We start from the raw sequence: 25,101 nt of genomic DNA, 5'->3' as shown, positions 1-25,101 counted from the left end.
GTGCTACCGGCCAACGCTTAAAGCAAATTCTTTGTGTTAAGGTCACCAGCATGGCGATTAAAGAAGGCCTTCGCCCGGGGGGCCGCAGTGCCCGGGTCCAAGAATCAGTGCACAACGCGGTGCGCGAACTGCTGGAAACCCATGAGCGCTCCAGCGTCACCGTGCCGATGATTGCGGCGCGCGCGGGGGTTACGCCCTCCACCATCTACCGACGCTGGGGCGATCTGTCCGTGCTGTTGGCGGACGTGGCACTGGCACGCATGCGCCCCGACAGCGAGCCGGCCAACACCGGCAGCCTGCGCGGCGACCTGCAGGCCTGGGCCGAGCAGTACCTGGATGAAATGAGTTCGGAACCGGGTCGCAACATGATGCGCGACTTGCAGTGCTTGATCACGCCGGGGTACTGCGTGAGCATTCTGAGCGGGCAGTTCCAGGCGATTATCGAGCGCTATCCGGACGAGATGCCACCGAACGTGGACCATCTGATCAACCTGATCGCAGCGCCGACGGTGTTTCGCATTCTGTTCTCGAACGCGCCGCTGACGGTTGAAGAGCTGCACGGGCTGATCGAACTGGCACTGAAAGCCTGACATTACTCAAATACAAATGTGGGAGGGGGTAAACCCCCTCCCACATTTTTGACCGCGTTTACGTACGCATCCCGCGCCCACTCACCAGCAACCGTGCACAACCGATATACAGCACCACGGTGGCAATCAACATGAACGTGATCGCCACGCTGATCTTGATATCCGACACACCCAAAATGCCGTAGCGGAAGGCGTTGACCATGTGCAGCACCGGGTTGGCCAGCGACACGGTCTGCCAGAACGGCGGCAGCAAGGTGATGGAGTAGAACACCCCGCCCAGGTAGGTCAGCGGCGTGAGCACGAAGGTCGGGATGATCGAGATATCATCGAAGTTGCGCGCAAACACCGCGTTGATGAAGCCCAGCAGCGAGAAGATCGTCGCCGTCAGTACCACCACCAGGATGGTGACCCCAAGGTGATGCACCTGCAGGTGGGTGAAGAACAGCGACAGCAAAGTCACGATCACGCCGACCATCAGGCCCCGCAGCACGCCGCCCAGGGTGTAGCCGATCAGGATGGTATGGGGCGACACCGGCGACACCATCAGTTCCTCGATGGAACGCTGGAACTTGCTGCCGAAAAAACTCGAGACCACGTTGCCGTAGGAGTTGGTGATCACCGACATCATGATCAGGCCCGGCACGATGTACTCCATGTAGGTGAAGCCACCCATGTCGCCGATCTGCCGGCCGATCAGGTTCCCGAAGATCACGAAGTAAAGGACCATAGTGATCGCTGGCGGCAGCAGGGTCTGCGGCCAGATCCGGGTAAAGCGCTTCACTTCGCGGTAGACGATGGTTTGCAGTGCGACAAGGTTGGGTTGCAGTTCGGAACTCATACCGCCACCTTCGTCAGATTTTTCTCCACCAGGGACACGAACAGCTCCTCAAGGCGATTGGTTTTATTACGCAGGCTCAGTACTTCGATGTTCTGGGTCGCCAACTGCGTGAACAACGCGGTGATGCCCACGGCCTTGTCCACCTGCACTTCCAGGGTGTGGCTGTCCACCAGGCGGCTCGGGTAGCCGAGCAACTGTGGCGCCACCGACAGGTTGTTCTTCAGGTCGAGCAAGAAGGTCTCCACATGCAGCTGGCCCAGCAGGTTGCGCATGCTGGTGTTCTCGACGATGGTGCCGTGGTCGATGATGCCGATGTTGCGGCACAGTTGCTCAGCCTCTTCCAGGTAATGGGTGGTGAGGATGATGGTGATGCCCTTCTCGTTCAGCTCGGTGAGGAAGGTCCACATTGAACGGCGCAGCTCGATGTCCACGCCCGCAGTGGGCTCATCGAGGATCAGCAGGCGCGGTTCATGCACCAGTGCGCGGGCGATCATCAGGCGACGCTTCATGCCACCGGAGAGTGAACGCGAAGGCACATCGCGCTTGTCCCACAGGCCCAGCTGGGTCAGGTACTGCTCGGCGCGTTCCTTGGCGATTTTCGCCGGGATGCCATAGTAGCCCGCCTGGGTCACCACGATATCGAAGGTCTTTTCGAACTGGTTGAAGTTGAATTCCTGGGGCACCACGCCGATGGAGCGCTTGAGCGCCGCCGGGGATTTGTCCAGGTCGTGGCCGAAGATATTCACCGTGCCGCTGGTCTTGTTGACCAGGGTGGAGAGGATACCGATGGTGGTGGATTTGCCGGCACCGTTGGGGCCGAGCAAGGCGAAGAAGTCACCTTCGGCTACGTCCAGATCGATACCACTCAGGGCCTGGAAACCGTTGCCGTAGGTTTTGGTTAGCTGCCGGATGGACAGAGCGGAACTCATATCGGAATACGCACCAAAGAAGGGAATAGAAAGAGTAGATGGGGGCGCAGCCCAGGTAGTTCAACGGCGGCGCATGACAAGCATGGTGCTTGCCCGCGCCGCACAAGTACAGTCACCCGTATTAATAGTGGGTATTAAGTCAACGCGGTCATGACCGCTTTGCGGTAGGCCGGGCGCTGCTGCAGGCGCTGGTACCACGCCTCCAGATGGGGCATCGCAGGCCGTTCGATAGGCATTTCAAACCAGGCGTAGATAAAGCTGCCCAACGGAATATCGCCCATGCCGATCTCGTTGCCCGACAGATACGGCTGTGTGGCCAGGGCTTGATCAACGGTTTGGAGTACATCGATGCAGGCCTGGCGACCGGCGTGGATGTTGTCCCAGTTCTGTTTTTCCGCCGGGGTGCGCAACACGCCCCAGAACACGATCTTGAACGGTTCGGCGAAGGTGGAGGTGGTCCAGTCCATCCACTTTTCCGCAATGGCGCGAGCCTTCAGGTCGCTCGGGTACCAGCTGGAGGCCTGCCTGGCGCAGAGGTAGCGCACGATGGTGTTGGACTCCCACAGCACAAAGTCGCCGTCCTCGATCATCGGCACCCGACCGTTGGGGTTCAGCGCGCGGTACTGCGGCGTGTCGACCACGCCAAAAGCCCCGCCCGCATCAATTGCTTCATAGTCCAGGCCGAGTTCCTCGGCGCACCACAGTGCCTTCCTGACGTTTGATGAATTTTTACGACCCCAGATCTTCAGCATGACCGCGCCTTTATTGTTGATGAACATGGCTTGATGAAGGCAGCAGCATACGCCGGTTCACGCGCGGCTCAAATCGCTCTGCATATCACCCAGCAGGGGCGGCATGTCCTCGGCAAACAGGTGGGGGTAACACTGCTGGATATGCGCGAAGAAAAACGCCTCGGGCACGTCGGGAAATTGCCCATGGTCGACCACATACTCCATCGAGCGCAGGCCCTGGCGGTTGAACGCATGGAAGACGCTGTCGTGAATGCCATCGAAGTCCAGCGGCGGCACATCGAAGAGATCGCACAGCTGCTGGTTGAATGCGGGCGTGGCCTTGACCCAGCGATGGTTCAGGTAAAGCTCGGTGTAACCGTGCATGGCGAACACATCACTCTTGAGCAAGGCGATCAGGCGCGGTGTCGACAGGTGATTGCGTACATCCGCCAGGCCGATGCGCGCCGGGATGCCGCAGTGTCGGGCGCAAGCTGCGAGCAAGGTGGCCTTGGGCACGCAATAGCTTTCGCCGGTGCTCAACGCGAAGCTGGCACTCAAGGTGCCTGGATCACGGCTGAAGGTGTAGGGGTTGTAGCGAATCGCCTCACGCACGGCGTAGTAAAGGCTGACTGCCTGGTCACTTGGAGCCGCGTGGGTTCCGCGATGTTTTTCGGCGAACTCCACCACCGCAGGGTGGTCACTATCGATGAAGCGGCTGGGACTCAGGTACGTATCCATGAGCTTTATCTCCGAAGGAAGCCTGGAGTTTAACGACAGGTCTGCCACGGCGATAACGACGAATCGGCCAAATCTCGTTACACCCTGATCACCCCGCTTGTTCGGATGCCGACTAAGCTCCCTGGTGGTTTCGCCCCTGGTTTCACGGAGGATTGAATATGCTGTTGTTGTGGATACTGGTGCTGGTGGTCGGCATTGCCTACCTCGCACACCGCCGCGTCGCCCCCCTGCCCGCCCTGGGCGTGGTCGCCGTCTACCTGCTGGCTATGGGCGCCTGGGGCCACGCACCGGGTTGGCTGCTGCTGATCTTCTGGGTGTTGATCGCCGTGGTGGCCGCGCCCCTGCTGTTGCCTGACCTGCGCCGCCAATACTTCACCAAGCCACTGTTCAATTGGTTCCAGAAAGTCCTGCCGCCGATGTCCGAGACCGAGCGCGACGCCATCGACGCCGGCACCGTGTGGTGGGACGGCGAGCTGTTCAGCGGTCGCCCCGACTGGGACAAGTTGCTGGCCTATCCCAAGGCCCGACTGACCGAAGAAGAACAGGCCTTCATCGACGGCCCCACCGAAGAACTGTGCGCCATGGTCAGCGACTGGGAAATCGGCCAGGCAATGGACCTGCCGCCCGCCGCCTGGGAACACATCAAGACCCACGGTTTCTTCGCCTTGATCATTCCCAAGGAATACGGTGGCAAGGGATTCTCCGCCTATGCCCACTCCCAGGTCGCAATGAAGCTCGCCACCCGTAGCGGCGACCTGGCCTCCACCGTGATGGTGCCCAACTCCCTCGGCCCGGCCGAGCTGCTGTTGCACTATGGCACCGAAGAACAACGCAACTACTACCTGCCGCGCCTGGCGCGTGGCGATGATATCCCGTGCTTCGCGTTGACTGGCCCGCTGGCCGGCTCCGATGCTGGCGCGATGCCCGACACCGGCGTGATCTGCAAAGGTGAATGGGAAGGCAAGGAAACCCTCGGCCTGCGCCTGAACTGGGAAAAACGCTACATCACCCTTGGCCCGGTTGCGACCTTGCTCGGGCTGGCCTTCAAGGCCCATGACCCGGATCACCTGCTGGGTGACGAGGAAGACCTGGGCATCAGCCTGGCGCTGATCCCCACTGACACTCCCGGCGTGGAAATCGGCCGGCGCCACCTGCCCCTGGGCGCCGCGTTCATGAACGGCCCCAACTCCGGCAAGGACGTGTTCATACCCCTGGAGTTCCTGATCGGCGGCCAGGAAATGCTCGGCAAGGGCTGGATGATGTTGATGAACTGCCTCTCCGTGGGTCGTTCGATTTCCCTGCCGGCGGTCGGCACCGGCGCGGCCAAGTTCACCAGCCTGGTGACCGGCCAGTACGCCCAGGTGCGCGAACAATTCAACGTGCCACTGTCGGCCTTCGAAGGTATCCAGGAAGCCCTCGCCCGCATCGGCGGCAACGCCTGGCTGATGGACAGCGCGCGCATGCTGACCGCCAATGCGGTGGACCTGGGGGAAAAACCGTCGGTACTGTCGGCGATCCTCAAGTACCACCTCACCGAGCGCGGCCGCGAGTGCATCAGCCACGCTATGGACGTGCACGGCGGCAAGGGCATCATCATGGGCCCGAACAACTACCTGGGCCGCAACTGGCAAGGCGCGCCGATCTTCATCACCGTGGAAGGCGCGAATATCCTGTCGCGCAACCTGATGATCTTCGGCCAGGGCGCGATCCGCTGCCACCCGTTCGTGCTCAAGGAAATGGCCCTGGCCGGTCGCGAAGACCATGACCAGGCGCTGAAGGAATTCGACAGCCTGCTGATGCAACACATCGGTTTTGCCGTGAGCAACGCCGCCAGCACCCTGGTGCTCAACCTCGGCGTCGGCCATTTCGAAAAAGCGCCAGGCAACCGTTTGAGCCAGGGTTATTTCCGCGCACTCAACCGCCAGGCCGCCGCGTTCGCACTGCTGGCCGACCTGAGCATGATGCTGCTGGGTGGCGAGTTGAAGCGTCGTGAACGCCTGTCGGCGCGCCTGGGTGATGTGTTGAGTCATATGTACCTGGCGTCGGCCGCACTGAAGCGTTACCACGACCTGGATTCGCCGGATCACCTGGAACCGCTGTTCGCCTGGGCCATGGAAGAAAGTCTGGGCGAATCGGAGCGCGCACTGGATGAGCTGCTGAGCAACTTCCCGAACAAGGTGCTGGGCTGCCTGCTGCGGGTGATCGTGTTCCCGTTCGGGCGCCGCCATACCGGCCCGTCCGATGCGCTGGACGCCGAAGTCGCCGCCGTGATCGGCCGCGCCAAAGGCGACCCGACCCTGGAAGAGTTGCTGGCCGGCTGCTACCGCCCGCAATCGTCGGAAGACCCGGTGGGTGCCCTGCAACATGCCTACGACCTGCTGGGCGCCAGCCATCCGCTGCAAAAGAAACTGCACACCGCGCTCAAGAGCGGCCAGGTCAAACCTGCTGCCGGCGAGCATGCCATTGATGCGGCATTGCACGCCGGCGTGCTGCAACCCGCCGAAGCGCAGACCCTGCGTGACGCTGAAGCAGCGCGGCGCAAGGTGATCGACGTGGATGACTTCAGCAAGGAAGAGTTGACCCAGGCTGAGGGTAAAGTCCGCTGAGTCGAGTGGTCATATAAAAACGGGCGCGAGGGGCATATACTCTCGCGCCCGTTTTTGCTTTAGAGGACTTATCTCGTGTCCAACGTCGTTGCCGATCATCTCGTCTTGCTCGACCACTTGCGCAGCATCCTGGTTGCCGTCGGCGAAGCCGAACAGGTGCCCGAGGAAAGCCATTCCCTGTTCCTGGAGCGCTTCGACGAACTGCGCGCCCTGCTGCCGATCGACCCGATCGAAAGCCAGTACCTGGGCCAGGACCTGATGAGCCAGGTCATCCTGCGCTACCCACAGATCGCCCACCTGGTGCCACGCGACCTGCTGTGGTTCTTTGGCGGTGACTGCCTGCACTTCATGCCCGATGAAGAACTGGACCTGTACCAGGCCCTGGAAGAGCGCCGCTTCGAAGCCGAACAGAACGACGAACCGTTCGACTGGAACCAGGAAAAACAGCTGCTGGCCATGCCCGACGACCAAAGCAAGCACTGATCAGCGATCCGGAATGGGCCGTCGCAATGTCGGCTCCTTCGCCATGCACTCCACTAGATAATCAATGAACACCCGCAACTTCGGCGGAAGATAGCGCGTGGGCGAATGCAGCAACCACGCCTCGCCATGATAGGACGCGATAAAGTCCCACGCCGGCAACACCCGCACCAAACGCCCCTCCTCCAGCGCATGGCGCGCCGTAAAGTACGGCAGGCTGCCAATCCCCACATGCTGCAACACCGCATCCAGCCGCACCCCGGTGTGGTTCGCCGCATACCGCCCGCGCACCACCACCGTCACCGCCTTGCCCGCCTGGCGGAATTTCCAGCGCGAGTCCCCTGGCGTTTCCCCCAGGTAAATACAGCTGTGTTCCAACAGATCATGGGGATGGCCCGGCACTCCATGCTCGGCCAGGTACTGCGGCGTCGCGCACAACAAATGCTCGATGGGCAGTAACTGCCGGCCAACCAACCCCGGCGGCGGGCTGTCGGTGATGCGGATGCTCAGGTCGACATTGTCATCAATCATGTCCACCTGCCGATCCTCCAGGAGCAACTGCACGTCGACCTTGGGATAGCGCCGCAGGAACTCCGGCATATGCGGGTGCACCACAAACCGCCCCACCGCCTTGGGCACGCTGACCCGCACCAGCCCTTCAGCTTCGTGGGTGAACTGGCCGCTGATCTCCATCACCGAACGCGCCGCGTTGACCATCTCCTGGCAACGCTTGAACACCTCTTCCCCGCCCTCGCTCAGGCGCAATTTGCGCGTGGTGCGTTGCAACAAACGCGTGGCCAGGGCTTTTTCCAGGCGCGAGATGCTGCGGCTCACCGAGGACGGCGAAGCGCCCAGTTGCCGGGCGGCTTCGGAGAAGCTGCCGGTTTCCACCACTTTGACGAAGATCGCCATCTCGCCCAGCAGTGGCAACGGTAGATTGATGCTCATGGTGCACAGGTCCATTGATAATTGAGCGGATTATCACCCATCTGCGCACTATTTATACTGCCCGCAGAACCCTGATGCGGATGTAGATCATGACCGAACGCCTGTTTTTCACCCACGACCACCTGACTGCCGAACTGGAGGTGCTGAGTTGCACGCCCCACGAAGACCAGTTCGCGGTGATCCTGCAGTCGACGATTTTTCATCCACAGGGCGGCGGGCAACCTTTCGATACCGGTTGGCTCGGTGAAAGCAGCGTGCTGCGCGTGACCCAGGAAGCCGATCACGTGGTGCATTACGTCGACCGCCCGCTGGCGCCGGGCCCCGCCACCGCACGGGTCGATGAACAGCGCCGGGCGTTGCACACCCGTCTGCATTCCGCCGGGCACTTGATCGGCAACGTGGGCGAGACCCTGGGCTGGATGCCCATCAAGGCTCATCACTGGCCAGGCGAAGGCAAGATCACCTTTATCCGTGGTGAAGCCGCGCAGAGCATGGACGCCGAGACGATCCAGCAACAGGTCAACCAATGGATCGCTGCGGACTACCCGCGCCATATGAACCTGGAAGACGGTACCCGCCAGGTCGGCTTTGGCCAGTTGCCTGCGTATGCCTGTGGGGGCACTCATGTGCAGACCTTGGGTGAACTGGGCCAAATCACCATCCTGGCGTTATCGGAGAAAAAGGGCGCGTTGTCGGTACGCTACGAAATCACCTGAACCAGCCCCATTCACCCTTGTGGCGAGCGGGCCTGTTGTGGCAAGCCCGCTCACCACAGAAAATCGGCTTGTCAGAACAAACTTCCCTACACCTCAACCGCCCCCGCCCGCCCCGACTCCACCACAAACGACTTCAGCGTCGACACCCTGGCCGCCGGATCACGCGGGTCGGTAATCACGCGCAAGTGCGTGAGCATCCTGCCCGCCTCCACCTCCACCGACACATACCCCCGCTGGCGACTGTCAAAGAATTTCACATGGGGGTTAAGCGGCAGGATCTTGCTGAACGCCTCAAACGGCGGCCCGTCGGACGTCACCGACGTACCGACGAACTCCGTGGCGACCACCGGCGAATCCGGGTTGTTGCCATCGGCATGCAAGTCCGTCACCCAGAACGAATGGATATCGCCGCCCCAGAACACCGGATTGTTGACCCGGTTGCGCTCGAGGGAAGCCAGCATCCGCGAACGATTGGCCATGTAGCCATCCCAGCCATCGGTCCAGCGCCCCGGCTTGTGGTTGGTCAGGTCGCGCTGGGTCAACGGCGCCACCAGCAAGTCCTGGGCGATGATGTTCCACTGTGCCTTCGATTGGGCAAAGCCCCGGTCCAGCCAGGCCTCCTGCTGCCAGCCGAGCAGGGTGCGGGCAGGGTCGCGCAAGTCGTGGCAGAGGTTATCGGCGATATGCCCCTGGTGGCTGCCATTGGCCAGGACGCACGGTTGTTCGGAGCGATACTGTCGGCCGTCCAGCACGTGGAAACGGGCCAACCGGCCGTAATCCATACGCCGATAAATGCGCATGTCCGGCCCTTTCGGCAAGCTGCTGGCACGCAGCGGCATGTGCTCATAAAAGGCCTGGTACGCCGCCGCCCGTTGCTGCAGAAACTGCCCCACCGGGATCTTCGGGTCCTGGGACCAGCGATTGGCGTAATCATTCTGCACTTCGTGATCGTCCCAGGTCGCCACGCTCGGTGCAGCAGCGTGCAGGGCCTGTAGATCCGGATCGGTTTTGTACAAGGCATAGCGGTTGCGGTAGTCGCTGAGGCTCACCGCGTTGCCGCTGCCATGGGGACGAATGATCTTGCCCGAGTCCGCTGCGTAGGAACTGTCGTAGATGTAGTCCCCGAGAAAAAACACCAGGTCGGGTTGCTCCTGCGCCAAGTGGCGATACGCACTGAAATAGCCACGCTCCCAATGGGAGCACGAGACAAACCCCAAGCGTGCCGACACCATGGCATGCACCGCCGGTGCCGTGCGCGACTGCCCCACCTGACTTTGCGCGCCGAGCCCTTCGAACTGGTACCAGTACGGTCTGCCCGGCTCCAGGCCCGCCACCTCCACATGCACCGAATGCCCCCAGCGCTCGCTGGCCATGACCTCGCCCTGGCGCACCACGCGGGTCATCGCCGCATCGTGGGCAACCCGCCAACGCACCGGCACCGGGCGGCTCAAGCCACCCCGGCCATCGCCAGCATTGAACAGCGGCGCCAGGCGCGTCCAGATCACAAACCCGTCAGGCAATGGATCGCCGGAGGCCACGCCCAAAGTGAACGGGTAGTCCACCCCGGCACTGCGCGCAAACGGGCTGAGGATCGAAAAGGTGGTGGCAACGGCTAGCCCGGCGAGGACCCGCCGCCGACCGTGATCGACGTCGACGCTCACAGCCGAAACTCCCAATCCTCACGCAGGGTGGCGAACACCAGCATGTCTTCATGCACCCCATTCTTGAGGAACGCCCCGCGCAGGCAGCCTTCGTACTGCAGACCGATTTTCTCCATGACCCGCGCCGATTCCTTGTTGCGACTGAAACACTGGCTGCCCACACGGTGCAGGCCAAGTTCGCCAAAGCCGTAGTCCATCAGCGCGGTCGCCGCCTCGGTCGCATACCCCAGGTTACGTGCATCCGCCGCCGTCCAGCCGCCAAGGTGCCCATAGTGATGAGCCGCATTGATGCGCAGGCTGGCGATGCCGATCAGTTCGCCGCTGTCGCGTACATGTACGCCCAGGCTCAACAACCCCACCGAGCGAAATTTCTCCTGCATGCCGTCGATAAAATCCTGCGCCGTTTGCAGGGTATAGGGCGACGGAATGCTCGCCGTGTTATCGGCGATCTTCGGCCCGTTGGCGAGGGTGCACAACGTCTCGGCCTGGTGCTTTTCCAGTGCTTTCAATAGAAGTCGCGGAGTGGAAAGACATGGCAATTCGCTACTCATCTTTGGGGGCCCTCGATGTAAAGTTTTTGAGAATGCCCCTGTCGGGTTTCAATTCTGTTACGTCACGAAAATGACTCAAGAGTCGCCTGTAATACCCGTCCTAGAGCCCTCAAAACGTCAATTAAAGTTAACCAATCGGTCATTTTTGGTTGTTAGCGTGTCGCCCCTAATTCAATGACGGGGTAGCGGAATGAGAACCTGGGACGAACCGAAAAAACGCAAGGCGCACATCGAACTGATCCCGATGATCGACGTGATGATGTTCCTCCTGGTGTTTTTCGTACTCGTGAGCCTGAACGTGATTCCGGCCCTCGGCATGAAGACCCAACTGCCGAGCGCCAGCAGTTCGCAGCAGCTCAAGCCGCAGAACAAATTCATCCTGACCCTGGGCCTGGAAGGCCAGTTGCAACTGGATGGCAAGGACCTCACGGTCGATGGGCTGGTGCCGGCGTTGAAAGCGGCCGAAAAGCCTGACACCAAGTCGACCATCATCGTGAACAGCGACAAAGGCGTCGAGGTTTCCCGCCTGGTGGAGGTGATGGACACCCTGCGTCTGGGTGGCTTTACCTCCGTGTCCATTGCCACGCGTAAGTCCTGATCATGTACGTATTGTTTCGTGCGCGTCAGCTGCTGGGCAGCGTCCCGGCCCTGATCGCTCTGGTGCTGATTGCACTGGGTATCCAGTCCCAGACCTTGAAGGTCGAACCGGTGTATGACGAGTCCGCCGTCGAGTTGGCGCTGGTCGAACCGGAGCCGGAGGTGATCCCGGAACCGGTGGTGGAACAAGAGCCGCCACCGCCGGTGATCGAGGATGAAGAGGCCGAGCCGGCCCCGCCGCCGCCGCCCAAGCCGCTGCCAAAACCCAAGCCTGAGCCTAAACCCAAGCCCGTGCCCAAACCCGTGGTGGCCAAGCCAACGCCTGCGCCGACGCCGCCACCGGTCGCCGCCAAACCGGCGCCTGCGGCCGTGGCCCAGACTGCGCCGACACCTGCGCCGCCCGCCCCTCCCAAGGTCGACGGCCAAGCGCTGGAAGGCAGTTACCTCAAGGGGCTGCGCAACGAGTTGGACACCTACAAACAGTACCCCACCGGGCGCCAGGCCTCCCTCGAACGCCCGAGCGGCGAAGTGGTGGTGTGGTTGCTGGTCGACCGCCAGGGTCGGGTTCTCGACTCCGGCTTGCAAACCCAGGCCTCGAGCATGTTGCTCAACCGGGCCGCCACCAACAGCTTGCGTCGCATCAAGCAAGTCAAGCCGTTCCCCGAGCAAGCCTTCGGGGGCCGCAATGAGCAGCGCTTCACCGCCACCTTCAACTACAGCGTGCAATAAGCACCCGACACCAGGACGACAGAGATGAGGTTCACACGGATTCATCTGGCACTTGTTGCCGCAAGCATGGGCCATGGAATGGTCATGGCCGATACCAGTGACAGCGACGTCGGGACCATTGGGGTTCAGGGCAAGGCCACGGCAGGTGGCGGTTACATGGTGCAGGAAGAAAGCATCAAGGGACGCTCCACCGTGACCAAGGAAGCGCTGGATAAACAGACCGCCACCGGCAACGCCGTGGACAAGCTCAAGTACACCCCGGGCTTGAACATTTCCAGCGAAGACAACACCGGTCTGTCGGGCTTTCGCTTTACCATGCGCGGCCTCAACTCCGACCAGGTGGGGATGTCGGTGGACGGCATGCCGATCAACGACTCCGGTAACTACGCGTTGTACTCCAACCTGCTGGGCGACCCGGAAAACATCGAGCAGATCTTCGTCACCCAGGGCTCTTCGGAAGCCGACGGCCCGCACATCGGCTCCAGCGGCGGCAACATCGGCATCGTGACCATTCGCCCGACCAAGGAAACCGGTGCGTTCGTCAAACAGATCATGGGCAGCAACGCCACCCGCAAGACCTTCGCCCGCCTCAACACCGGCGAGATCAACGGCCTGAGCAACTGGCTGTCGGCCTCCCATACCGAAGGCCAGATGTGGCGCGGTTCGGGTGCCGTGCGCGCGGACAAAGTCGAGTGGAACAGCTTCTTCGACGCCGGCGATGGCAACACCGCCAACCTGATCCTCAAGTACCACGAGCAGGACAACAACAGTTACAGCCAACTGACCAAGGCGCAGTTCCAGCAGAACGGCCGCAAATACGACCCTTACCCCGCCACCCCCACCGTGGGCAGCAACGGCAAGTACAACAGCTACTACGCCCTGGCGCAGAACCCGTTCCAGACGTTTACCGCGGTGCTCAACACCCAGTTCAAACTGGCCGACAACCTAGCGCTGTCGGTGATCCCGTATTACTACTGGGGTAACGGCAGCGGCGTCGGCTCTTCCAGCTATGCCCTGAACCGCGGCTCGAACCAGGGCGGCGTGTTCGACCTGGGCAACCTGCCCACCGGCGCCCAATACAACGCCGACGGCACCCCGAACAGCGGCGTGTACTATCGCCCTTCACGCACCCAGACCTGGCGTCCGGGCATCACCACCAAGCTTAACTGGGACCTGGGCGATCACAGCCTGCAAGTGGGCTACTGGTACGAGCGCGCACGCCAGAGCCAGACCCAGCCGTTCATTCCGCTCAAGGCCAGTGGCAAGCCGGTCGACACCTGGCCGGACGCTAACGAGGCGGTGGTGGATGCCAATGGCAACACCATCCAGGGTCGCGACCGCTTCACCATCACCCCGGCGCAGAAGGTCTGGGCCCAGGACACCTGGTACATCAACTCGGACTGGACCCTGATCGGCGGCCTGGCCTATATGAACGTCAAGCGTGACGGCACCAACCATGGCAGCCTCACCGAGCAAGCAGAAAAACGTAACCAGACCTACAACAAACTGCTGCCCAACGCCGGCCTCAAATACCAGGTGGATGAACGCGACCAGGTGTTCTACAGCCTGTCGCGCAACATGCGCATCCCGCAGAACTACGTGCTGTACGACAAGGGCGCAGGCTCCATCGACGCCAAGCCGGAAACCAGCTGGAACCACGAACTGGGCTGGCGCTACACCGATGAAGACATGACCGTGGCCGCCACCTTGTTCTACATGCAGTTCAAGGATCGCCAGGTGTCGTCGCGCGATATCAACGGCGACTTCGCCGACATCAACGCCGGCTCCGTCAACAACAGCGGCCTGGAACTGGAGTGGAGCGGCCTGTTGCCCAATCACTTCAACTACTACACCTCCTACACCTACACCAAGGCCGAGCAGCAAGACGACTTGACCGTGTACAACGCTGGCAAAGCGATCGTACTGCCCACCAGCGGCAAGCAGTTCGCCAACGTGCCGAAAAACATGCTGGCCGCCAACATCGGCTACGACGACGGCCGCTTCTACGGCACCTTCGGCGGCAAGTACACCAGCAAGCTCTACGGCGATTTGACCAACGACGAAGCCATCTCCGCACGCACCGTATTCAACGCCGGCGCCGGTATCTACCTGCCGGTGGACAAGAAAGTGGTCAAGGACGCGACCCTGCGCCTGAACGTCGACAACCTGTTCGACAAGAAGTACCTGGACGGCGTGTACACCACCAAGACCAACGCGGCCACCTACGGCGGTTTCCGTGACGGCGACCCGGCCTACATCGTGGGCCTGGAACGCACCGTGACGGTTTCCCTGGAAGCCAATTTCTAATTGCGAGGTAACTGAACATGGACATGAACCTGCTCCACGACATCACCTTCTATGTGATGTATGCCGCGATGGCCATCGCGATCTTCATCACCATCGAGCGCGGGATTTATTTCGCGTATGTACGCCGCCAGGCCCATGCACTCACCGAAGTGCTCGGCGCCAACGTGCACAGCGAACGCGACCTGCCGGAGAGCCTGACCCGTCGTGACAGCCTGCCGTTGAGCATGGTGCTGCCGGTGCTGGCACAGAAGGCGTCGAACGGCTCGCGCAAGGACCTGGATGACGTCATCGAGACCCAGTACCTGACCACCCGCGCGCCGCTGGCCCGCAGCCTGTGGATCATCGAAACCATCACCACCGCCGCGCCGCTGTTGGGTCTGCTGGGTACCATCCTCGGCATCATCGACACCTTCAAGGCGTTGGCGACGACAGGCGTGTCGGACCCGGGCCAGATCTCCGGTGGCATCGGTACGGCCCTGTTCGCCACCGGGTTGGGGATCGCCATTGCACTGTTTTGCGTGGTGTTCCACAACTTCTTCCAGGACCGCCTGGAGCGCATCAACGACCAGCTGAAAATCCTGCTGATCCGCGCCGCCACCGGTGCCCGTGTGCAGAGTGAAGTGCCGCATCGGGTACCGACGCCGCTGCACAGCCGCACCGCATAAACCTGTGGTGAGCGGGCTTGCCCCGCGTTGGGTGGCGCAGCCACCCCATATCCAGGCACCTCGGTCTTTCTGGGACAACGCGGTGGACTGTTTGGGGCGGCTGCGCCACCCAGCGCGGGGCAAGCCCGCTCACTACATCAGTGAAGAGAGTGTTATGTCCGTCTCCTTGAAATTGCGTATCGCCGGCCTTGCCGGCTTGCTCCTCAGTCCGCTGGCCCAGGCGGACTTTTCGATTCCGGGGTTTGAACTGGTACACACCGTACCGGTGGACACCGCCCTCGGCACCGACGACCTGCGCCAGCCCGGCCCGGTATGGAGCGAACTGTTCGACGGCGCCAAAAGCCGCATCGATATCGGCCAGTTCTACGCCGCCGATCACCCCGGCTCGGTGATGGACCGTGTGATCGAGCGCCTGGAAGCCGCCGGCAAACGCGGTGTGAAGATTCGCTTTTTGCTCGAAGAAAAAGGCATCAAGTTGTCGGAGGCCTCCACCCTGGAACGCCTGCGCGCGATCCCCAACCTGACCTTTCGCGTGTTGCCCTACGCCCGTGTAAGCGGCGGGATCATCCACGCCAAGTACCTGGTGGTGGATGGCAAGCAGGCGTTTGTCGGCAGCCAGAATTTCGATTGGCGCTCGCTGGAGCACATCCACGAAACCGGCCTGCGCATCACTGATCCGACGGTCGTGGGCCAGGTGCAGGCCATCTTCGAACAAGACTGGAAAGCCCAGCAGGCGTTGGCCGACAATCAGCCGGTGCCACTGCCCGTCGCGGGTAAAGAACCACCGCGCACCGGCAACTATCTGGTCGCCAGCCCGCAGCGCTACAACCCGCCCGGCGTGGGCGACTCGCAGCTGGAACTGCCGCGTTTGTTGAGTGAAGCCAAACAGGAAGTGCGCGTGCAACTGCTGGACTACGCACCGTTGTCCTACGGACCGGACAAGACCCGTCCGTACTACGCGGTGATCGACAATGCCGTGCGCGCGGCGGCGGCGCGTGGGGTGTCGATCAAACTGATGGTGTCCAACTGGAACACCGACAAGCTGGAACTGCCCTACCTCAAGAGCCTGGCGGTGCTGCCCAACGTGCAGATCAAGATCGTCACCCTGCCCGAGGCCAGGCAGGGATTCATTCCTTACGCGCGGGTGATTCACAGCAAGACCATGGAGATCGACGGCCAGGTTGCGTGGGTCGGCACCAGCAATTGGCTGGGTGGCTACCTGGATAATTCGCGCAACCTGGAAGTGGTGATGCGCAACGAAGCGATGGCCAGGCGTGTCGGGGAATTGCATGAGCAGCTGTGGGATGGGCCATATGCCAAGGCATTGGATGTGACAGCTGAATACGCGGCTGCGCACCCGGGTACTTTGTAATACACCATCAGTTGCGGACATTTGAATTCTTGAGATTGGCAGCTAGCCTTCTCAGGCTCCGGACGCAGCTTTAGCGGTGCTGCGGCTGGAGCCCACTGACATGAGAGCATTGCCATGAAAACCGCACCCTTTCGCACCTTGTGTACATTGCTTCTGCTTATTCCACTCAGCGCCTGCGTCAACAGCCCGCCAACACTCACTCTGGTGACCTTTGCCGACGGTACACGGGGCCTCAAGACGCCCGTGGATACTGGCGCACCGGGGCCTTCCCAAGGCGACCTGTTTGTCTTCGCTCAACCCCTGATGGATCAGGATCGCCAGGACATCGGACACAACAATGGCTATTGCGTCACCACGCAGCCTGGCGTTCACAGCCAATGCCAATGGACACTGATGTTCGTGGATACCGCCGGGCAGATCACGGGCACCCTTGTCGTCGGCGGACAGGAGTACGAAACCGGCTTATCCACCGTCGCACTCCTGGGCAGTACCGGCAAGTATGCCGGCTTCACTGGCCATATGACTTCCGAACCCATGCCCGACGGTACATTCAAGCAAACCTTGTATCTGACTCCTCGCTGAACCCGCAAAACGCCGCTCATCAACGCGCGGCGTTTTCTTATTGAAGTAGGACATTTCACTGATCCGCACCTCCCATCTCACGCCTTCACAGTGTTAGTGTGTGGAAATGTTTCTGACAGATCGATCAGAAACCTCCTACTTACTACCTGCAAAGGAATGCGTCTCTCCATGCACTTTCCACTCAAGCAATTGGCGGCTGCCACCCTGTTTGCGGCGAGCCTTTCGGCTGTTACCTGCCCCGCCTTCGCCAACATCACGCCCGAGCAAAGCACGGCGATTCTCAAGAACTTCAACGAAACGTCCGTCACCGATTTTCGCGGTTTCCTCGGCGCGCTGGCTAAAGGCGACCTGGGCAAGACCAGCGACGTCGGCCCGGCAATCAGTGCCTTTCTCGACAACAAAACCCTGAGCGCCGACCAGCAGAACGAAATCAATCGCCTGCTGGGCATCTACACCCGGGTGAAGTACGGCAAAGCCGCCCTCGAAACCCTGCGCGAGCTGGTGGAAATCCCGACCTTCAACGTGGATGGCCTGCCGCAGTACAAGAACCCGGAATTCATCAAGATCGCCGGCAAGCTCCAGGACCTGGCCAAGGCCTTTAACCTGAACTTCCGCAACATCGACAACCGCGTGTACGAAATTTCCCTGGAAGGCAGTGGCGACGAAGTCGTCGGTATCCACGCCCACGCCGATGTGGTGCCGGTGACGCCGGAAAATTGGGTGCTCAAAGATGGCACCAAACTCGACCCGTTCAAGGTCACCCTGATCGGCAACCGCATGTATGGCCGTGGCACCGAAGATGACAAGAACGGCATCGTCGTGGCGATGTATGCCATGAAGGTGATCAAGGAAGAAAAGCTGCCACTGGCGCGCAATTTCAAGCTGCTGGTCGACACCACCGAAGAAACCTCCGGCGACGCGATCCCCTACTACTTCGAAAAGAACCCGACACCGCAATACAACCTGGCGCTGGATGGCGGCTACCCGGTGGTGATTGCCGAGAAAGGCTACGGCACGGTGATGGCAACCTTCCCGCGCCGCAAGGGTGAAGGCAAAGGCGCGGAAATCATCGCGATGACCGGCGGCATGGCCACCAACCAGATTCCGTCGGCATCGGTGGCGACTTTCGTCAGCGACAAGCCTGCCGAGTTGGCCGCCAGCCTGCAAAAGGCCGGCAGCGAATACGCCAAGCGCAACGGCGGCGATTTTGAAGTGGCCGCCAAGGTCGACGGCAAAGACGTCAAGCTGACCGTCACCGGCGTGTCCGCTCACTCCTCCGAGCCGGAGTCCGGGGTCAACCCGGTGGCGCGCATGCTGGAGCTGATCCACAGCGTCGACGGCAAGATCGCCCTCAAGCACAACCACATCACAGACGCGGCGCGGTATGCCTCCGACAACTGGGGCCTGGACTACCTGGGTAGCAAGTTGGGCGTGGGCTTCTCCGACGAGTTCATGGGGCCACTGACTACCTCGCTGACTTTTGTCGGCCTGGATGAAAAAGCCTTCAAGCTGGCGGTGAACCTGCGTGTGCCGAAGGGCAAGTCGCCAGAGAAACTCAAGGCCGAGATCGCCGACAAGCTGAGCGCCTGGGACAAGAAAGCCAAGGTCAAGGGGGACTTCGCCTACTCGGTGGCCGAGCCGATGTACCGCAACCCGGAAGGTGAATGGGTCAAGGCACTGCTGGCAGTCGCCACGGAAAACCTCGGCATGGAGCACAAGTTCGGCACCTCCGCCGGCGCAACCTCCGTGCATGAACTGCCCAACGGCGTGCAATTCGGCCTGGCGCGCCCGGAAGTCAAATACACCGGGCACACCGACGGCGAGTTCAAGACCGTCGACCAGTTCCTGCTCGACCTGCAGATCGTCACCGAAATGATGGGCCGTATCGGCCAACTGCCGAAGCTCTGAGCCCAAAGCACTGATGCAAAGGAGCCCGCCGCAACGGCGGGCTCTTCAGGCTTGCAGCCTCAACATATCCTCGAAAAAACCACCGACCGGTTCCGTGGGATGGCACAGCTGGATTTCCAGCACCCAGGCCATTTCACTCGGTGGGATGTCCAGATCCGCCAGTTCCTTGTTCTCGAACAACGCGTGGGGGAAATCCGCCAGGCGATGCCCCGCAAGGTTGCGCGCCAGCCTCCAGCCTTTTGCCACGGCGCTCTGCTCGGCGAAGTCGTAGAGTTCGCGACCCGTGAGGCCACGCAACCAGGCGTCGCGGGTTTCATCGAACACTTCGTGCAGCGCGGTCGTGCACGCCAGGTGCAGCGGCGCGTCACCGAACACAAAGGTATCGCCGTAGTCGCCTTCATAGCCGTCCCACACCGGGCCCAAATCAACCACGACAATATCGCTGGCGCGCAGCCTGCGCTGGCGGTCGATCCCTTCGCGGGGTGGGCGGACCGTGTCGGCGCCAAAGCGAATATAGGTCGGGTGCCAGGTGTGCGATGCGCCCATGGCCTGCAGTTGTTCGGCGGCCATGTCGAGGGCTTCGCCGGTGGTCATGCCCACCCGCAGTCGGCTGGCAATGGCCGCCAGGGCGCGGATGGATTGGTCACGGGCCGCCAGCATGCCGTCGAACGAGTAACGGGGGCCGACCTTTTCCCAGATCGGATCGAACGCAGGTGTAGGCGCTTGCGTGCCTGCGCCACCACTGGGCACAAAGGCTTCGGCGACAAACCGGTGAGCCGGCAAGCCCGCGTCGAGGCACTGCTCGCGGACCTGGCGGATCATTGCGCCGTTGCCGCACGCGTACACCTGGGCGACTTGCCAGTGATGCCCATGACCCAGCGCAACGTCCTGCACGCGCCCCTGCGAAGCCAGCACCGGGTGCCAGTGAAAACGCGGGTGATCGATGACGGACTGGTCCAGGAACACGCGATCATAGAAGTCTGCCGGCTGCGCGCCGCCCCAGTACAACGTCACCTCGACATTGCGCTTCAAGGCGCTCAGCAGGATCGGTTTGATGCCGGCGTAGCCGGTGCCCGTGGCGAACAGGACCACAGGGCTGTCATCCACGTCCTGCCAGGTGCAGGCACCAAAAGGCCCCTCCAGTTGCAGCACGTCGCCGGCCTCCAGGTCGCCCAGAACAGCCTCGGAAAACAGCCCGCCGCGCACCTGGCGAATCTGAAAGACCAGGCGCCCGTCATCTTCGGCCGGCAGGTTGGCGATCGAGAAACACCGCGAGTCACCGTCGACCAGACGGAACTTGAGGTACTGGCCGGCACGCACCGCCAATGGCAGGTCCGGCATCAGCACCAGCTCAATGATGTCAGGGCTCAATGCGCACTTGCTCAGCACTTGCGCCTCGACACTCAGCGCGGGGGTGTCCAGGGACCAGCCGGGAATTTCCAGGCGCATATCGCCGCAGGCGTGGCTCTGGCACAACAACATTTCATTCGCCGCCAACGGATAGCACGGCGCGGGGGCGTTCGGCGCCAACTGCCTGGCCCGGTACTGCCCTTCTGCGACTACCACCTTGCACGATCCACAGGCACCGCGCCGACAGGAAAACGGCACGGACAGGCCACTGGCGAGCATCGCATCGAGCAACAGCTCATCACCGGCCTCAAAGGTTTTCCCCGAGGGGGACAGTTCGATGACATGACGTGTATTCATAACAACCTCGGGGTGAGTGAGGCTAGATTGTTGCGCTAGACTAGGCCCATTAAAACCTCCAGTTTTGGATACTTCAGATGGTCCAGATGCGTAAATGGCGGCCGCTGCTCAAGCTGGACGAGAGCGCCAGCCAGGCGTCCTACCGCAAGATCGCCGAAGGCCTGGTGACGGCAATCGTCGAGGGCCGCTTGCCGCCCGGCACCTTGCTGCCGGGCACGCGGGAAATGGCGCAATTGCTCGACGTCAACCGCAAGACCGTGATCCTGGCCTACGAAGAAGCCATGACCAAAGGCTGGCTGGTCAGCGAGCCGCGACGCGGGACCTTCGTCAATGCGCAATTGGCGCCCAAGCCAATGCCGAATCGCGCGCAACCGTCCTTCGCACCGCCCATCCTGGCCCAGGCGAACGCGCCGTACTTCACCCAGAACGCCCAGGCGACGGCACTGCAGCACCGGCATGGCGCACTGTTTTTCGACAACGGCACCAGTGACCACCGCCTGCTGCCCCAAGCCGTGCTGCACCGCCACTACCGCAATGCCCTGCGCAACAGCTTCGCCTCCAATACGGTGCGCTATGGCAGTGAGGGCACCGGCTATGAGTTGCGCTGCGCCCTGGCCGAAATGCTGCGCAACAACCGCGGGCTGACGGTCAGCGCCGAGAATATCTGCCTGACCCAAGGCACCCAGATGTCGCTGTACCTGAGCGCCAGCCTGCTGCTCAAACCTGGCGACGTGGTGCTGGTGGAACGCCTGAGCTACCCGCCGGCCTGGGAGATTTTCCGCAAGCTGGGCGCGCAGTTGGTCACCGTGGATGTCGACGACGAAGGCTGCCGCACGGACCAGATCGATCGTCTGTGCCGCGAGCACAAGGTGCGGATGATCTATCTCACGCCGCACCACCAATTCCCCACCACCGTGAGCCTGCACGCAGCGCGTCGGCAACAGCTGCTGGCATTGGCGGCGCTGCATGAGTTCTGCATCATCGAAGAAGATTACGACCACGAATATCACTTCAACGGGCGACCTTACCTGCCGCTGGCCAGCGACCGTTCACAGCGCCATGTGCTCTACGTCGGCTCGTTGTCCAAGGCGCTCGGCTCGACGTTTCGCTGCAGCTATGTGGTGGCTCCCACACCCGTCATTGAAGCCCTGCACGGCAACGCTGCGTTGATGCTGGGCGATGCCGACGCGGTGGCGCAGAAGATGCTCGCGGACCTGATCAACGCGGGTGAATTGAAGAAACACCTGCGTCGGGTATCCAAGGAATACCGCGCCCGCCGCGAAACCTTGCAGGGCTGTTTGCATGCGGCATTCGGTGATCGGATCATGGTGCGCGAACCCGAAGGCGGGCTGGCGCTGTGGGTGCGTTTTGAAGATCGGATAAACGTCGATCAGATGGCGGCAACCGCATTGGAACATGGGCTGGTCGTACGCAGTGGTCGGCAGTTTTCGCCGATGGACCGGCCGGAAAATGCGTTGCGCCTGGGCTTTGCCTCACTCAATCAGGCGGAAATCCGTGAGGCCACGGTACGCCTGGCCAAAGCGGTGAACCTGTGCGCACACAAAAATGCCGATCATCGCTGATCGGCATGCGGTTAGAGCGGCAGCAGGAAGCGGGATTTCTCTTCGGCCCGGGCCAGTTCCGGGAACTCCAGCAGCAGCGCCCGGTTGCCCCGGCCAATATGCTCCATCACCGCCCGTGTAATGTACTCACGCACCATGCCCGTCGAGACGTAATACATGGCCCAGGCTTGTTCGGGCGTACAGTGGCCGATCTGTTCTTCGATTTGCGTGTACGCCTCGTCATCGTCCGACTTCACGTCGCGCTGATATTCCGCTTGGCCCATGATTGATCTCCTTCAACGGCACGCCTGCAACAGCCCGGCATGCCTGGTCATTCAGCCGGTCACGTGCCGCTCTTCACTTTGGTCCACACACGCGTGCGGATTCGCTCCAACTTCAAGGGCAGCGGTTCAAGGGGAACCAGTGTGGCAATGGTCTCTTTGGACGGATAAATCCAGGGGTTGTCGCGCAGCTTCTGCTCGACCAGCTCGGTGGCGTCCTTGTTGGCGTTGGGGTACAGCGTGTGGTTGGAACTCTTGGCAATCACTGTCGGGTCAAGCATGTAGTTGATAAACGCCAGACCCTGTTTGGCATGCGGCGCATCCTTGAGCAGCACGAAGTTTTCCGACCACACCAACCCGCCCTCGCGCGGCAGGCTGTAGGCAATCTTGCGCCCGGTGTTGTTTTTTTCATTGATGGCCTGTGCCGTCAGCGCCCCGCTCGCCCAGCCCACCACCACACAGATGTTGCCATCGGCAAAGTCGGCATCCGTCCTGGATGAATCAAAGTAAAGGACGTAAGGGCGGATCTTCAGCAGCAGCGCCTGGGCTTTCTGGTAATCCTCAGGGTTCTGGCTGTTGCTGGGCAGCCCGAGGTAATGCAAGGCGATCGAAATGATTTCACTCGGGGAATCGAGCATCGCCACGCCACACGACTTGAGCTTGCTGATGTTCTCTTCCTTGAAGATCAGGTCCCAGCTGTCCACCGGGGCATTCTCGCCCAGGGCGGCCTTGACCTTGTCCACGTCGTAACCAATGCCGGTGGTGCCCCACAGGTAGGGCACGGCGTAGCGGTTACCCGGGTCATTGGCGGAGAGCAGCGCCAGCATCTCCGGATCGATATGCGAGAAGTTGCTCAGTTGAGAGCGGTCCAGCGGCGCCAGTACGCCAGCCTTGATCAGGCTGGGCAAGACATTCGACGTGGCGACGACCACGTCATACCCGGTACGCCCGGCCATGACCTTGCTCTGCATGATCTCGGCACTGTCGAAGGCATCCATGTGCATCCGGGTGCCGGTTTTCTGCTCGAATTCCTTGGGTGTTTCCGGGGCGATCAGCCCGAACCAGTTGTAGAGGTTGACCCGGGGTTCGGCCGCCGAGACCGGCGCGCTCGCGCCAACACAGACCAGCGCCGCCATGAACATGGCGCGCAAACGGGGTTGACTCATATTGCTATCCTTGTCAAAAACGACAGGCCATCATGGCCTTCATCCGCTGAGGGGTGAATATACTCGGCACGTCCGCTTAGTAAATACCTAGAAGTACTTAGCCCAGCCCCATGAATGCCTAACCCTAAAGGGGTAGTACATGTCGCTCGACCTTCACAACCTGGCCTGGCATCGGTCGGCCGGGACGCTGATCATGCAACTGAACCGACCGGCGTTCTGGAGCTCACTGGTTCGCGTGCTAAAGGAATACGTCCAGATCGACAACTGGGTCGTGCTGATCTTCAGCGACCACCAGGTACGGGTGGTCAGCGTGACTGAGGTCGCCGATGCGGACGAAGTGGACGCGTTGACCCAGCGCTACGTAAAAGGGCTGTACCTGCTCGACCCGTTCTACATTGCCAACCGCGAAAACCCGCAGAGCGGCTTTTTTCATCTGTCCGACATTGCGCCGGAGCACTTCCTGACCACCGAGTATTACCACCAGTATTTCGCCCAGTACATCAGCGTGGATGAGGTGCAGTACAACGTACAACTCGACGCCGACAGAACGCTGTGCATTTCATTCGGCAGCAACGCGCGATACAGCCCGCAGCAGATCGCGACCCTGGACATTATCAAGCCATGGGTGATGGCGTTGATGCATCAACGCATGTGCTTTGAGACTGATGCGGAAAAAAGCCAGGACGAACCGCCACCCTGGTCAGAGGCCATCGTGCAACTGGGCACACAAATCACTGCGCGCGAAAAAGATGTGCTCAAGTTGCTGTTGAGCGGTTTTTCCAACAAAGAAATCGCCGGCAAGCTGAACCTGTCGGCAGAGACCATCAAAGTTCACCGTCGCAACCTCTACAACAAACTGAACATCAAGTCTCAGTCCGAGTTGTTTGCGCGTTTTTTCATGCCGGCGCAGGAGGCCCAGACGGCGCATTGAACGCTGCCGCAGCGGGCCTGCGGCGTCTCCGCACAAATCACGCACAAACAAAAACGCCGATCATTGCTGATCGGCGTTTTTGTCGAATATGGAGCGGGAAACGAGACTCGAACTCGCGACCCCGACCTTGGCAAGGTCGTGCTCTACCAACTGAGCTATTCCCGCAAATGGCGTCCCCTAGGGGACTCGAACCCCTGTTACCGCCGTGAAAGGGCGGTGTCCTAGGCCACTAGACGAAGGGGACACACAACTGAAACACATGGTGTGCATTTCAGTGTCCAGGGATTAGATCCGAAGATCATGCCCTGGTTTCACTCAGTGCCGCCCGAGGGCCACACTGCTTAAATTGGAGCGGGAAACGAGACTCGAACTCGCGACCCCGACCTTGGCAAGGTCGTGCTCTACCAACTGAGCTATTCCCGCAAATGGCGTCCCCTAGGGGACTCGAACCCCTGTTACCGCCGTGAAAGGGCGGTGTCCTAGGCCACTAGACGAAGGGGACACAC

Annotated in this window: 23 protein-coding genes and 4 tRNA genes; 13 read left to right on the top strand and 14 right to left on the bottom strand. The window is 61.2% G+C overall.

Annotated elements, in window-relative coordinates; all coding sequences use genetic code 11:
* Window positions 1-50 precede the first annotated feature (50 nt).
* On the top strand, window positions 51-590 hold the full coding sequence (locus AC3WP7_RS29400; protein WP_092247969.1) for a TetR/AcrR family transcriptional regulator: 540 nt from the start codon (window positions 51-53) through the stop codon (window positions 588-590).
* A 58-nt stretch (window positions 591-648) separates the two neighbouring features.
* On the opposite strand, the gene AC3WP7_RS29395 is transcribed toward AC3WP7_RS29400, so the two are convergent.
* The 4 genes from AC3WP7_RS29395 to AC3WP7_RS29380 form a co-directional block, all read right to left on the bottom strand.
* Entirely contained in the window at window positions 649-1,428 is a 780-nt protein-coding gene (locus AC3WP7_RS29395) for an ABC transporter permease (RefSeq protein WP_025858807.1), read from the bottom strand.
* Entirely contained in the window at window positions 1,425-2,357 is a 933-nt protein-coding gene (locus AC3WP7_RS29390) for an ABC transporter ATP-binding protein (RefSeq protein ID WP_058427204.1), read from the bottom strand. Before AC3WP7_RS29390 ends, AC3WP7_RS29395 begins: the two co-directional genes overlap by 4 nt.
* A gap of 134 nt (window positions 2,358-2,491) precedes the next feature.
* Complete coding sequence (locus tag AC3WP7_RS29385; protein WP_102593013.1) at window positions 2,492-3,109, bottom strand: glutathione S-transferase family protein; 618 nt, start codon at window positions 3,107-3,109, stop codon at window positions 2,492-2,494.
* 57 nt (window positions 3,110-3,166) lie between these two features.
* A complete protein-coding gene (locus tag AC3WP7_RS29380; RefSeq protein ID WP_102593000.1) occupies window positions 3,167-3,826 on the bottom strand; it encodes a transglutaminase-like domain-containing protein in 660 nt (219 codons plus the stop codon).
* A 158-nt stretch (window positions 3,827-3,984) separates the two neighbouring features.
* Between AC3WP7_RS29380 and AC3WP7_RS29375 the strand changes: the two genes are divergently transcribed.
* Complete coding sequence (locus AC3WP7_RS29375) at window positions 3,985-6,432, top strand: acyl-CoA dehydrogenase (protein WP_102593001.1); 2,448 nt, start codon at window positions 3,985-3,987, stop codon at window positions 6,430-6,432.
* 75 nt (window positions 6,433-6,507) lie between these two features.
* Window positions 6,508-6,915 carry a PA2817 family protein gene (locus AC3WP7_RS29370; RefSeq protein WP_010211653.1) on the top strand — a complete coding sequence of 136 codons (408 nt, stop codon included), beginning with the start codon at window positions 6,508-6,510 and terminating at the stop codon, window positions 6,913-6,915.
* On the opposite strand, the gene AC3WP7_RS29365 is transcribed toward AC3WP7_RS29370, so the two are convergent.
* Window positions 6,916-7,860, bottom strand: a complete 945-nt coding sequence (locus AC3WP7_RS29365; RefSeq protein ID WP_102593002.1) for a LysR family transcriptional regulator — start codon at window positions 7,858-7,860, stop codon at window positions 6,916-6,918. It abuts the gene before it with no gap.
* Window positions 7,861-7,949: 89 nt separating this feature from the next.
* On the opposite strand from AC3WP7_RS29365, the gene AC3WP7_RS29360 reads away from it, so the two are divergent.
* The gene (locus AC3WP7_RS29360) at window positions 7,950-8,576 is read left to right on the top strand and encodes an alanyl-tRNA editing protein (RefSeq protein WP_102593003.1); all 627 of its coding nucleotides are present in this window, start codon (window positions 7,950-7,952) and stop codon (window positions 8,574-8,576) included.
* 86 nt (window positions 8,577-8,662) lie between these two features.
* Here AC3WP7_RS29360 and AC3WP7_RS29355 read toward each other — a convergent pair whose 3' ends face one another.
* Window positions 8,663-10,237 (bottom strand): alkaline phosphatase D family protein, encoded by a 1,575-nt coding sequence (locus AC3WP7_RS29355; RefSeq protein WP_102593004.1) that lies wholly within the window; start codon window positions 10,235-10,237, stop codon window positions 8,663-8,665.
* The gene (locus AC3WP7_RS29350) at window positions 10,234-10,788 is read right to left on the bottom strand and encodes a GNAT family N-acetyltransferase (RefSeq protein WP_102593005.1); all 555 of its coding nucleotides are present in this window, start codon (window positions 10,786-10,788) and stop codon (window positions 10,234-10,236) included. Before AC3WP7_RS29350 ends, AC3WP7_RS29355 begins: the two co-directional genes overlap by 4 nt.
* Before the next feature lie 190 nt (window positions 10,789-10,978).
* Here AC3WP7_RS29350 and AC3WP7_RS29345 point away from each other — a divergent pair, with 190 nt between their 5' ends.
* From AC3WP7_RS29345 to AC3WP7_RS29315, 7 genes are all read left to right on the top strand, one after another.
* The gene (locus AC3WP7_RS29345) at window positions 10,979-11,386 is read left to right on the top strand and encodes an ExbD/TolR family protein (protein ID WP_071492239.1); all 408 of its coding nucleotides are present in this window, start codon (window positions 10,979-10,981) and stop codon (window positions 11,384-11,386) included.
* A 2-nt stretch (window positions 11,387-11,388) separates the two neighbouring features.
* Window positions 11,389-12,114: an energy transducer TonB family protein gene (locus tag AC3WP7_RS29340; protein ID WP_102593006.1), complete on the top strand. Its 726-nt coding sequence runs from the start codon at window positions 11,389-11,391 to the stop codon at window positions 12,112-12,114.
* Between the two features lie 24 nt (window positions 12,115-12,138).
* Window positions 12,139-14,421 (top strand): TonB-dependent receptor, encoded by a 2,283-nt coding sequence (locus tag AC3WP7_RS29335; RefSeq protein ID WP_102593007.1) that lies wholly within the window; start codon window positions 12,139-12,141, stop codon window positions 14,419-14,421.
* 17 nt (window positions 14,422-14,438) lie between these two features.
* Window positions 14,439-15,086 (top strand): MotA/TolQ/ExbB proton channel family protein, encoded by a 648-nt coding sequence (locus AC3WP7_RS29330; RefSeq protein WP_102593008.1) that lies wholly within the window; start codon window positions 14,439-14,441, stop codon window positions 15,084-15,086.
* Between the two features lie 154 nt (window positions 15,087-15,240).
* Complete coding sequence (locus AC3WP7_RS29325; RefSeq protein ID WP_092247939.1) at window positions 15,241-16,458, top strand: phospholipase D-like domain-containing protein; 1,218 nt, start codon at window positions 15,241-15,243, stop codon at window positions 16,456-16,458.
* A 114-nt stretch (window positions 16,459-16,572) separates the two neighbouring features.
* Window positions 16,573-17,040, top strand: a complete 468-nt coding sequence (locus AC3WP7_RS29320) for an allene oxide cyclase barrel-like domain-containing protein (protein WP_092247936.1) — start codon at window positions 16,573-16,575, stop codon at window positions 17,038-17,040.
* A 168-nt stretch (window positions 17,041-17,208) separates the two neighbouring features.
* Window positions 17,209-18,948 carry a dipeptidase gene (locus AC3WP7_RS29315; protein ID WP_102593009.1) on the top strand — a complete coding sequence of 580 codons (1,740 nt, stop codon included), beginning with the start codon at window positions 17,209-17,211 and terminating at the stop codon, window positions 18,946-18,948.
* A 45-nt stretch (window positions 18,949-18,993) separates the two neighbouring features.
* On the opposite strand, the gene AC3WP7_RS29310 is transcribed toward AC3WP7_RS29315, so the two are convergent.
* On the bottom strand, window positions 18,994-20,655 hold the full coding sequence (locus AC3WP7_RS29310) for a M24 family metallopeptidase (RefSeq protein ID WP_102593010.1): 1,662 nt from the start codon (window positions 20,653-20,655) through the stop codon (window positions 18,994-18,996).
* Between the two features lie 77 nt (window positions 20,656-20,732).
* Between AC3WP7_RS29310 and pdxR the strand changes: the two genes are divergently transcribed.
* Entirely contained in the window at window positions 20,733-22,238 is a 1,506-nt protein-coding gene (gene pdxR, locus AC3WP7_RS29305) for a MocR-like pyridoxine biosynthesis transcription factor PdxR (protein WP_102593011.1), read from the top strand.
* A gap of 11 nt (window positions 22,239-22,249) precedes the next feature.
* Here the strand turns inward: pdxR and AC3WP7_RS29300 are convergent, their stop codons facing one another.
* Window positions 22,250-22,501, bottom strand: a complete 252-nt coding sequence (locus AC3WP7_RS29300; RefSeq protein ID WP_071492230.1) for a hypothetical protein — start codon at window positions 22,499-22,501, stop codon at window positions 22,250-22,252.
* Between the two features lie 59 nt (window positions 22,502-22,560).
* Window positions 22,561-23,664 carry a polyamine ABC transporter substrate-binding protein gene (locus AC3WP7_RS29295; RefSeq protein WP_102593012.1) on the bottom strand — a complete coding sequence of 368 codons (1,104 nt, stop codon included), beginning with the start codon at window positions 23,662-23,664 and terminating at the stop codon, window positions 22,561-22,563.
* 139 nt (window positions 23,665-23,803) lie between these two features.
* Here AC3WP7_RS29295 and AC3WP7_RS29290 point away from each other — a divergent pair, with 139 nt between their 5' ends.
* A complete protein-coding gene (locus AC3WP7_RS29290) occupies window positions 23,804-24,595 on the top strand; it encodes a response regulator transcription factor (protein ID WP_071492228.1) in 792 nt (263 codons plus the stop codon).
* A gap of 89 nt (window positions 24,596-24,684) precedes the next feature.
* Here the strand turns inward: AC3WP7_RS29290 and AC3WP7_RS29285 are convergent.
* The 4 genes from AC3WP7_RS29285 to AC3WP7_RS29270 all read right to left on the bottom strand — a co-directional run bounded on the left by AC3WP7_RS29285 (window position 24,685) and on the right by AC3WP7_RS29270 (window position 25,097).
* A tRNA-Gly gene (locus AC3WP7_RS29285) sits at window positions 24,685-24,760 on the bottom strand.
* Window positions 24,761-24,763: 3 nt separating this feature from the next.
* Window positions 24,764-24,839: transfer RNA gene (locus tag AC3WP7_RS29280), tRNA-Glu, on the bottom strand.
* Between the two features lie 103 nt (window positions 24,840-24,942).
* Window positions 24,943-25,018, bottom strand: a tRNA-Gly gene (locus AC3WP7_RS29275).
* A gap of 3 nt (window positions 25,019-25,021) precedes the next feature.
* Window positions 25,022-25,097 (bottom strand) — tRNA-Glu (locus tag AC3WP7_RS29270).
* Window positions 25,098-25,101 lie beyond the last annotated feature (4 nt).

It is taken from the genome of Pseudomonas sp. FW305-3-2-15-C-LB1 (assembly GCF_058787615.1).
The sequence above is the reverse complement of the archived record's forward strand: the minus strand, read 5'-3'. Positions and strand labels throughout refer to the sequence as shown.

Coding starts and splice junctions, on each gene's coding strand:
- AC3WP7_RS29400 (WP_092247969.1), top strand. CDS start 51: ATGGCGATTAAAGAAGGCCTTCGCCCGGGGGGCCGCAGTGCCCGGGTC.
- AC3WP7_RS29395 (WP_025858807.1), bottom strand. CDS start 1,428: ATGAGTTCCGAACTGCAACCCAACCTTGTCGCACTGCAAACCATCGTC.
- AC3WP7_RS29390 (WP_058427204.1), bottom strand. CDS start 2,357: ATGAGTTCCGCTCTGTCCATCCGGCAGCTAACCAAAACCTACGGCAAC.
- AC3WP7_RS29385 (WP_102593013.1), bottom strand. CDS start 3,109: ATGCTGAAGATCTGGGGTCGTAAAAATTCATCAAACGTCAGGAAGGCA.
- AC3WP7_RS29380 (WP_102593000.1), bottom strand. CDS start 3,826: ATGGATACGTACCTGAGTCCCAGCCGCTTCATCGATAGTGACCACCCT.
- AC3WP7_RS29375 (WP_102593001.1), top strand. CDS start 3,985: ATGCTGTTGTTGTGGATACTGGTGCTGGTGGTCGGCATTGCCTACCTC.
- AC3WP7_RS29365 (WP_102593002.1), bottom strand. CDS start 7,860: ATGAGCATCAATCTACCGTTGCCACTGCTGGGCGAGATGGCGATCTTC.
- AC3WP7_RS29360 (WP_102593003.1), top strand. CDS start 7,950: ATGACCGAACGCCTGTTTTTCACCCACGACCACCTGACTGCCGAACTG.
- AC3WP7_RS29350 (WP_102593005.1), bottom strand. CDS start 10,788: ATGAGTAGCGAATTGCCATGTCTTTCCACTCCGCGACTTCTATTGAAA.
- AC3WP7_RS29345 (WP_071492239.1), top strand. CDS start 10,979: ATGAGAACCTGGGACGAACCGAAAAAACGCAAGGCGCACATCGAACTG.
- AC3WP7_RS29340 (WP_102593006.1), top strand. CDS start 11,389: ATGTACGTATTGTTTCGTGCGCGTCAGCTGCTGGGCAGCGTCCCGGCC.
- AC3WP7_RS29335 (WP_102593007.1), top strand. CDS start 12,139: ATGAGGTTCACACGGATTCATCTGGCACTTGTTGCCGCAAGCATGGGC.
- AC3WP7_RS29330 (WP_102593008.1), top strand. CDS start 14,439: ATGGACATGAACCTGCTCCACGACATCACCTTCTATGTGATGTATGCC.
- AC3WP7_RS29325 (WP_092247939.1), top strand. CDS start 15,241: ATGTCCGTCTCCTTGAAATTGCGTATCGCCGGCCTTGCCGGCTTGCTC.
- AC3WP7_RS29320 (WP_092247936.1), top strand. CDS start 16,573: ATGAAAACCGCACCCTTTCGCACCTTGTGTACATTGCTTCTGCTTATT.
- AC3WP7_RS29315 (WP_102593009.1), top strand. CDS start 17,209: ATGCACTTTCCACTCAAGCAATTGGCGGCTGCCACCCTGTTTGCGGCG.
- AC3WP7_RS29310 (WP_102593010.1), bottom strand. CDS start 20,655: ATGAATACACGTCATGTCATCGAACTGTCCCCCTCGGGGAAAACCTTT.
- pdxR (WP_102593011.1), top strand. CDS start 20,733: ATGGTCCAGATGCGTAAATGGCGGCCGCTGCTCAAGCTGGACGAGAGC.
- AC3WP7_RS29300 (WP_071492230.1), bottom strand. CDS start 22,501: ATGGGCCAAGCGGAATATCAGCGCGACGTGAAGTCGGACGATGACGAG.
- AC3WP7_RS29295 (WP_102593012.1), bottom strand. CDS start 23,664: ATGAGTCAACCCCGTTTGCGCGCCATGTTCATGGCGGCGCTGGTCTGT.
- AC3WP7_RS29290 (WP_071492228.1), top strand. CDS start 23,804: ATGTCGCTCGACCTTCACAACCTGGCCTGGCATCGGTCGGCCGGGACG.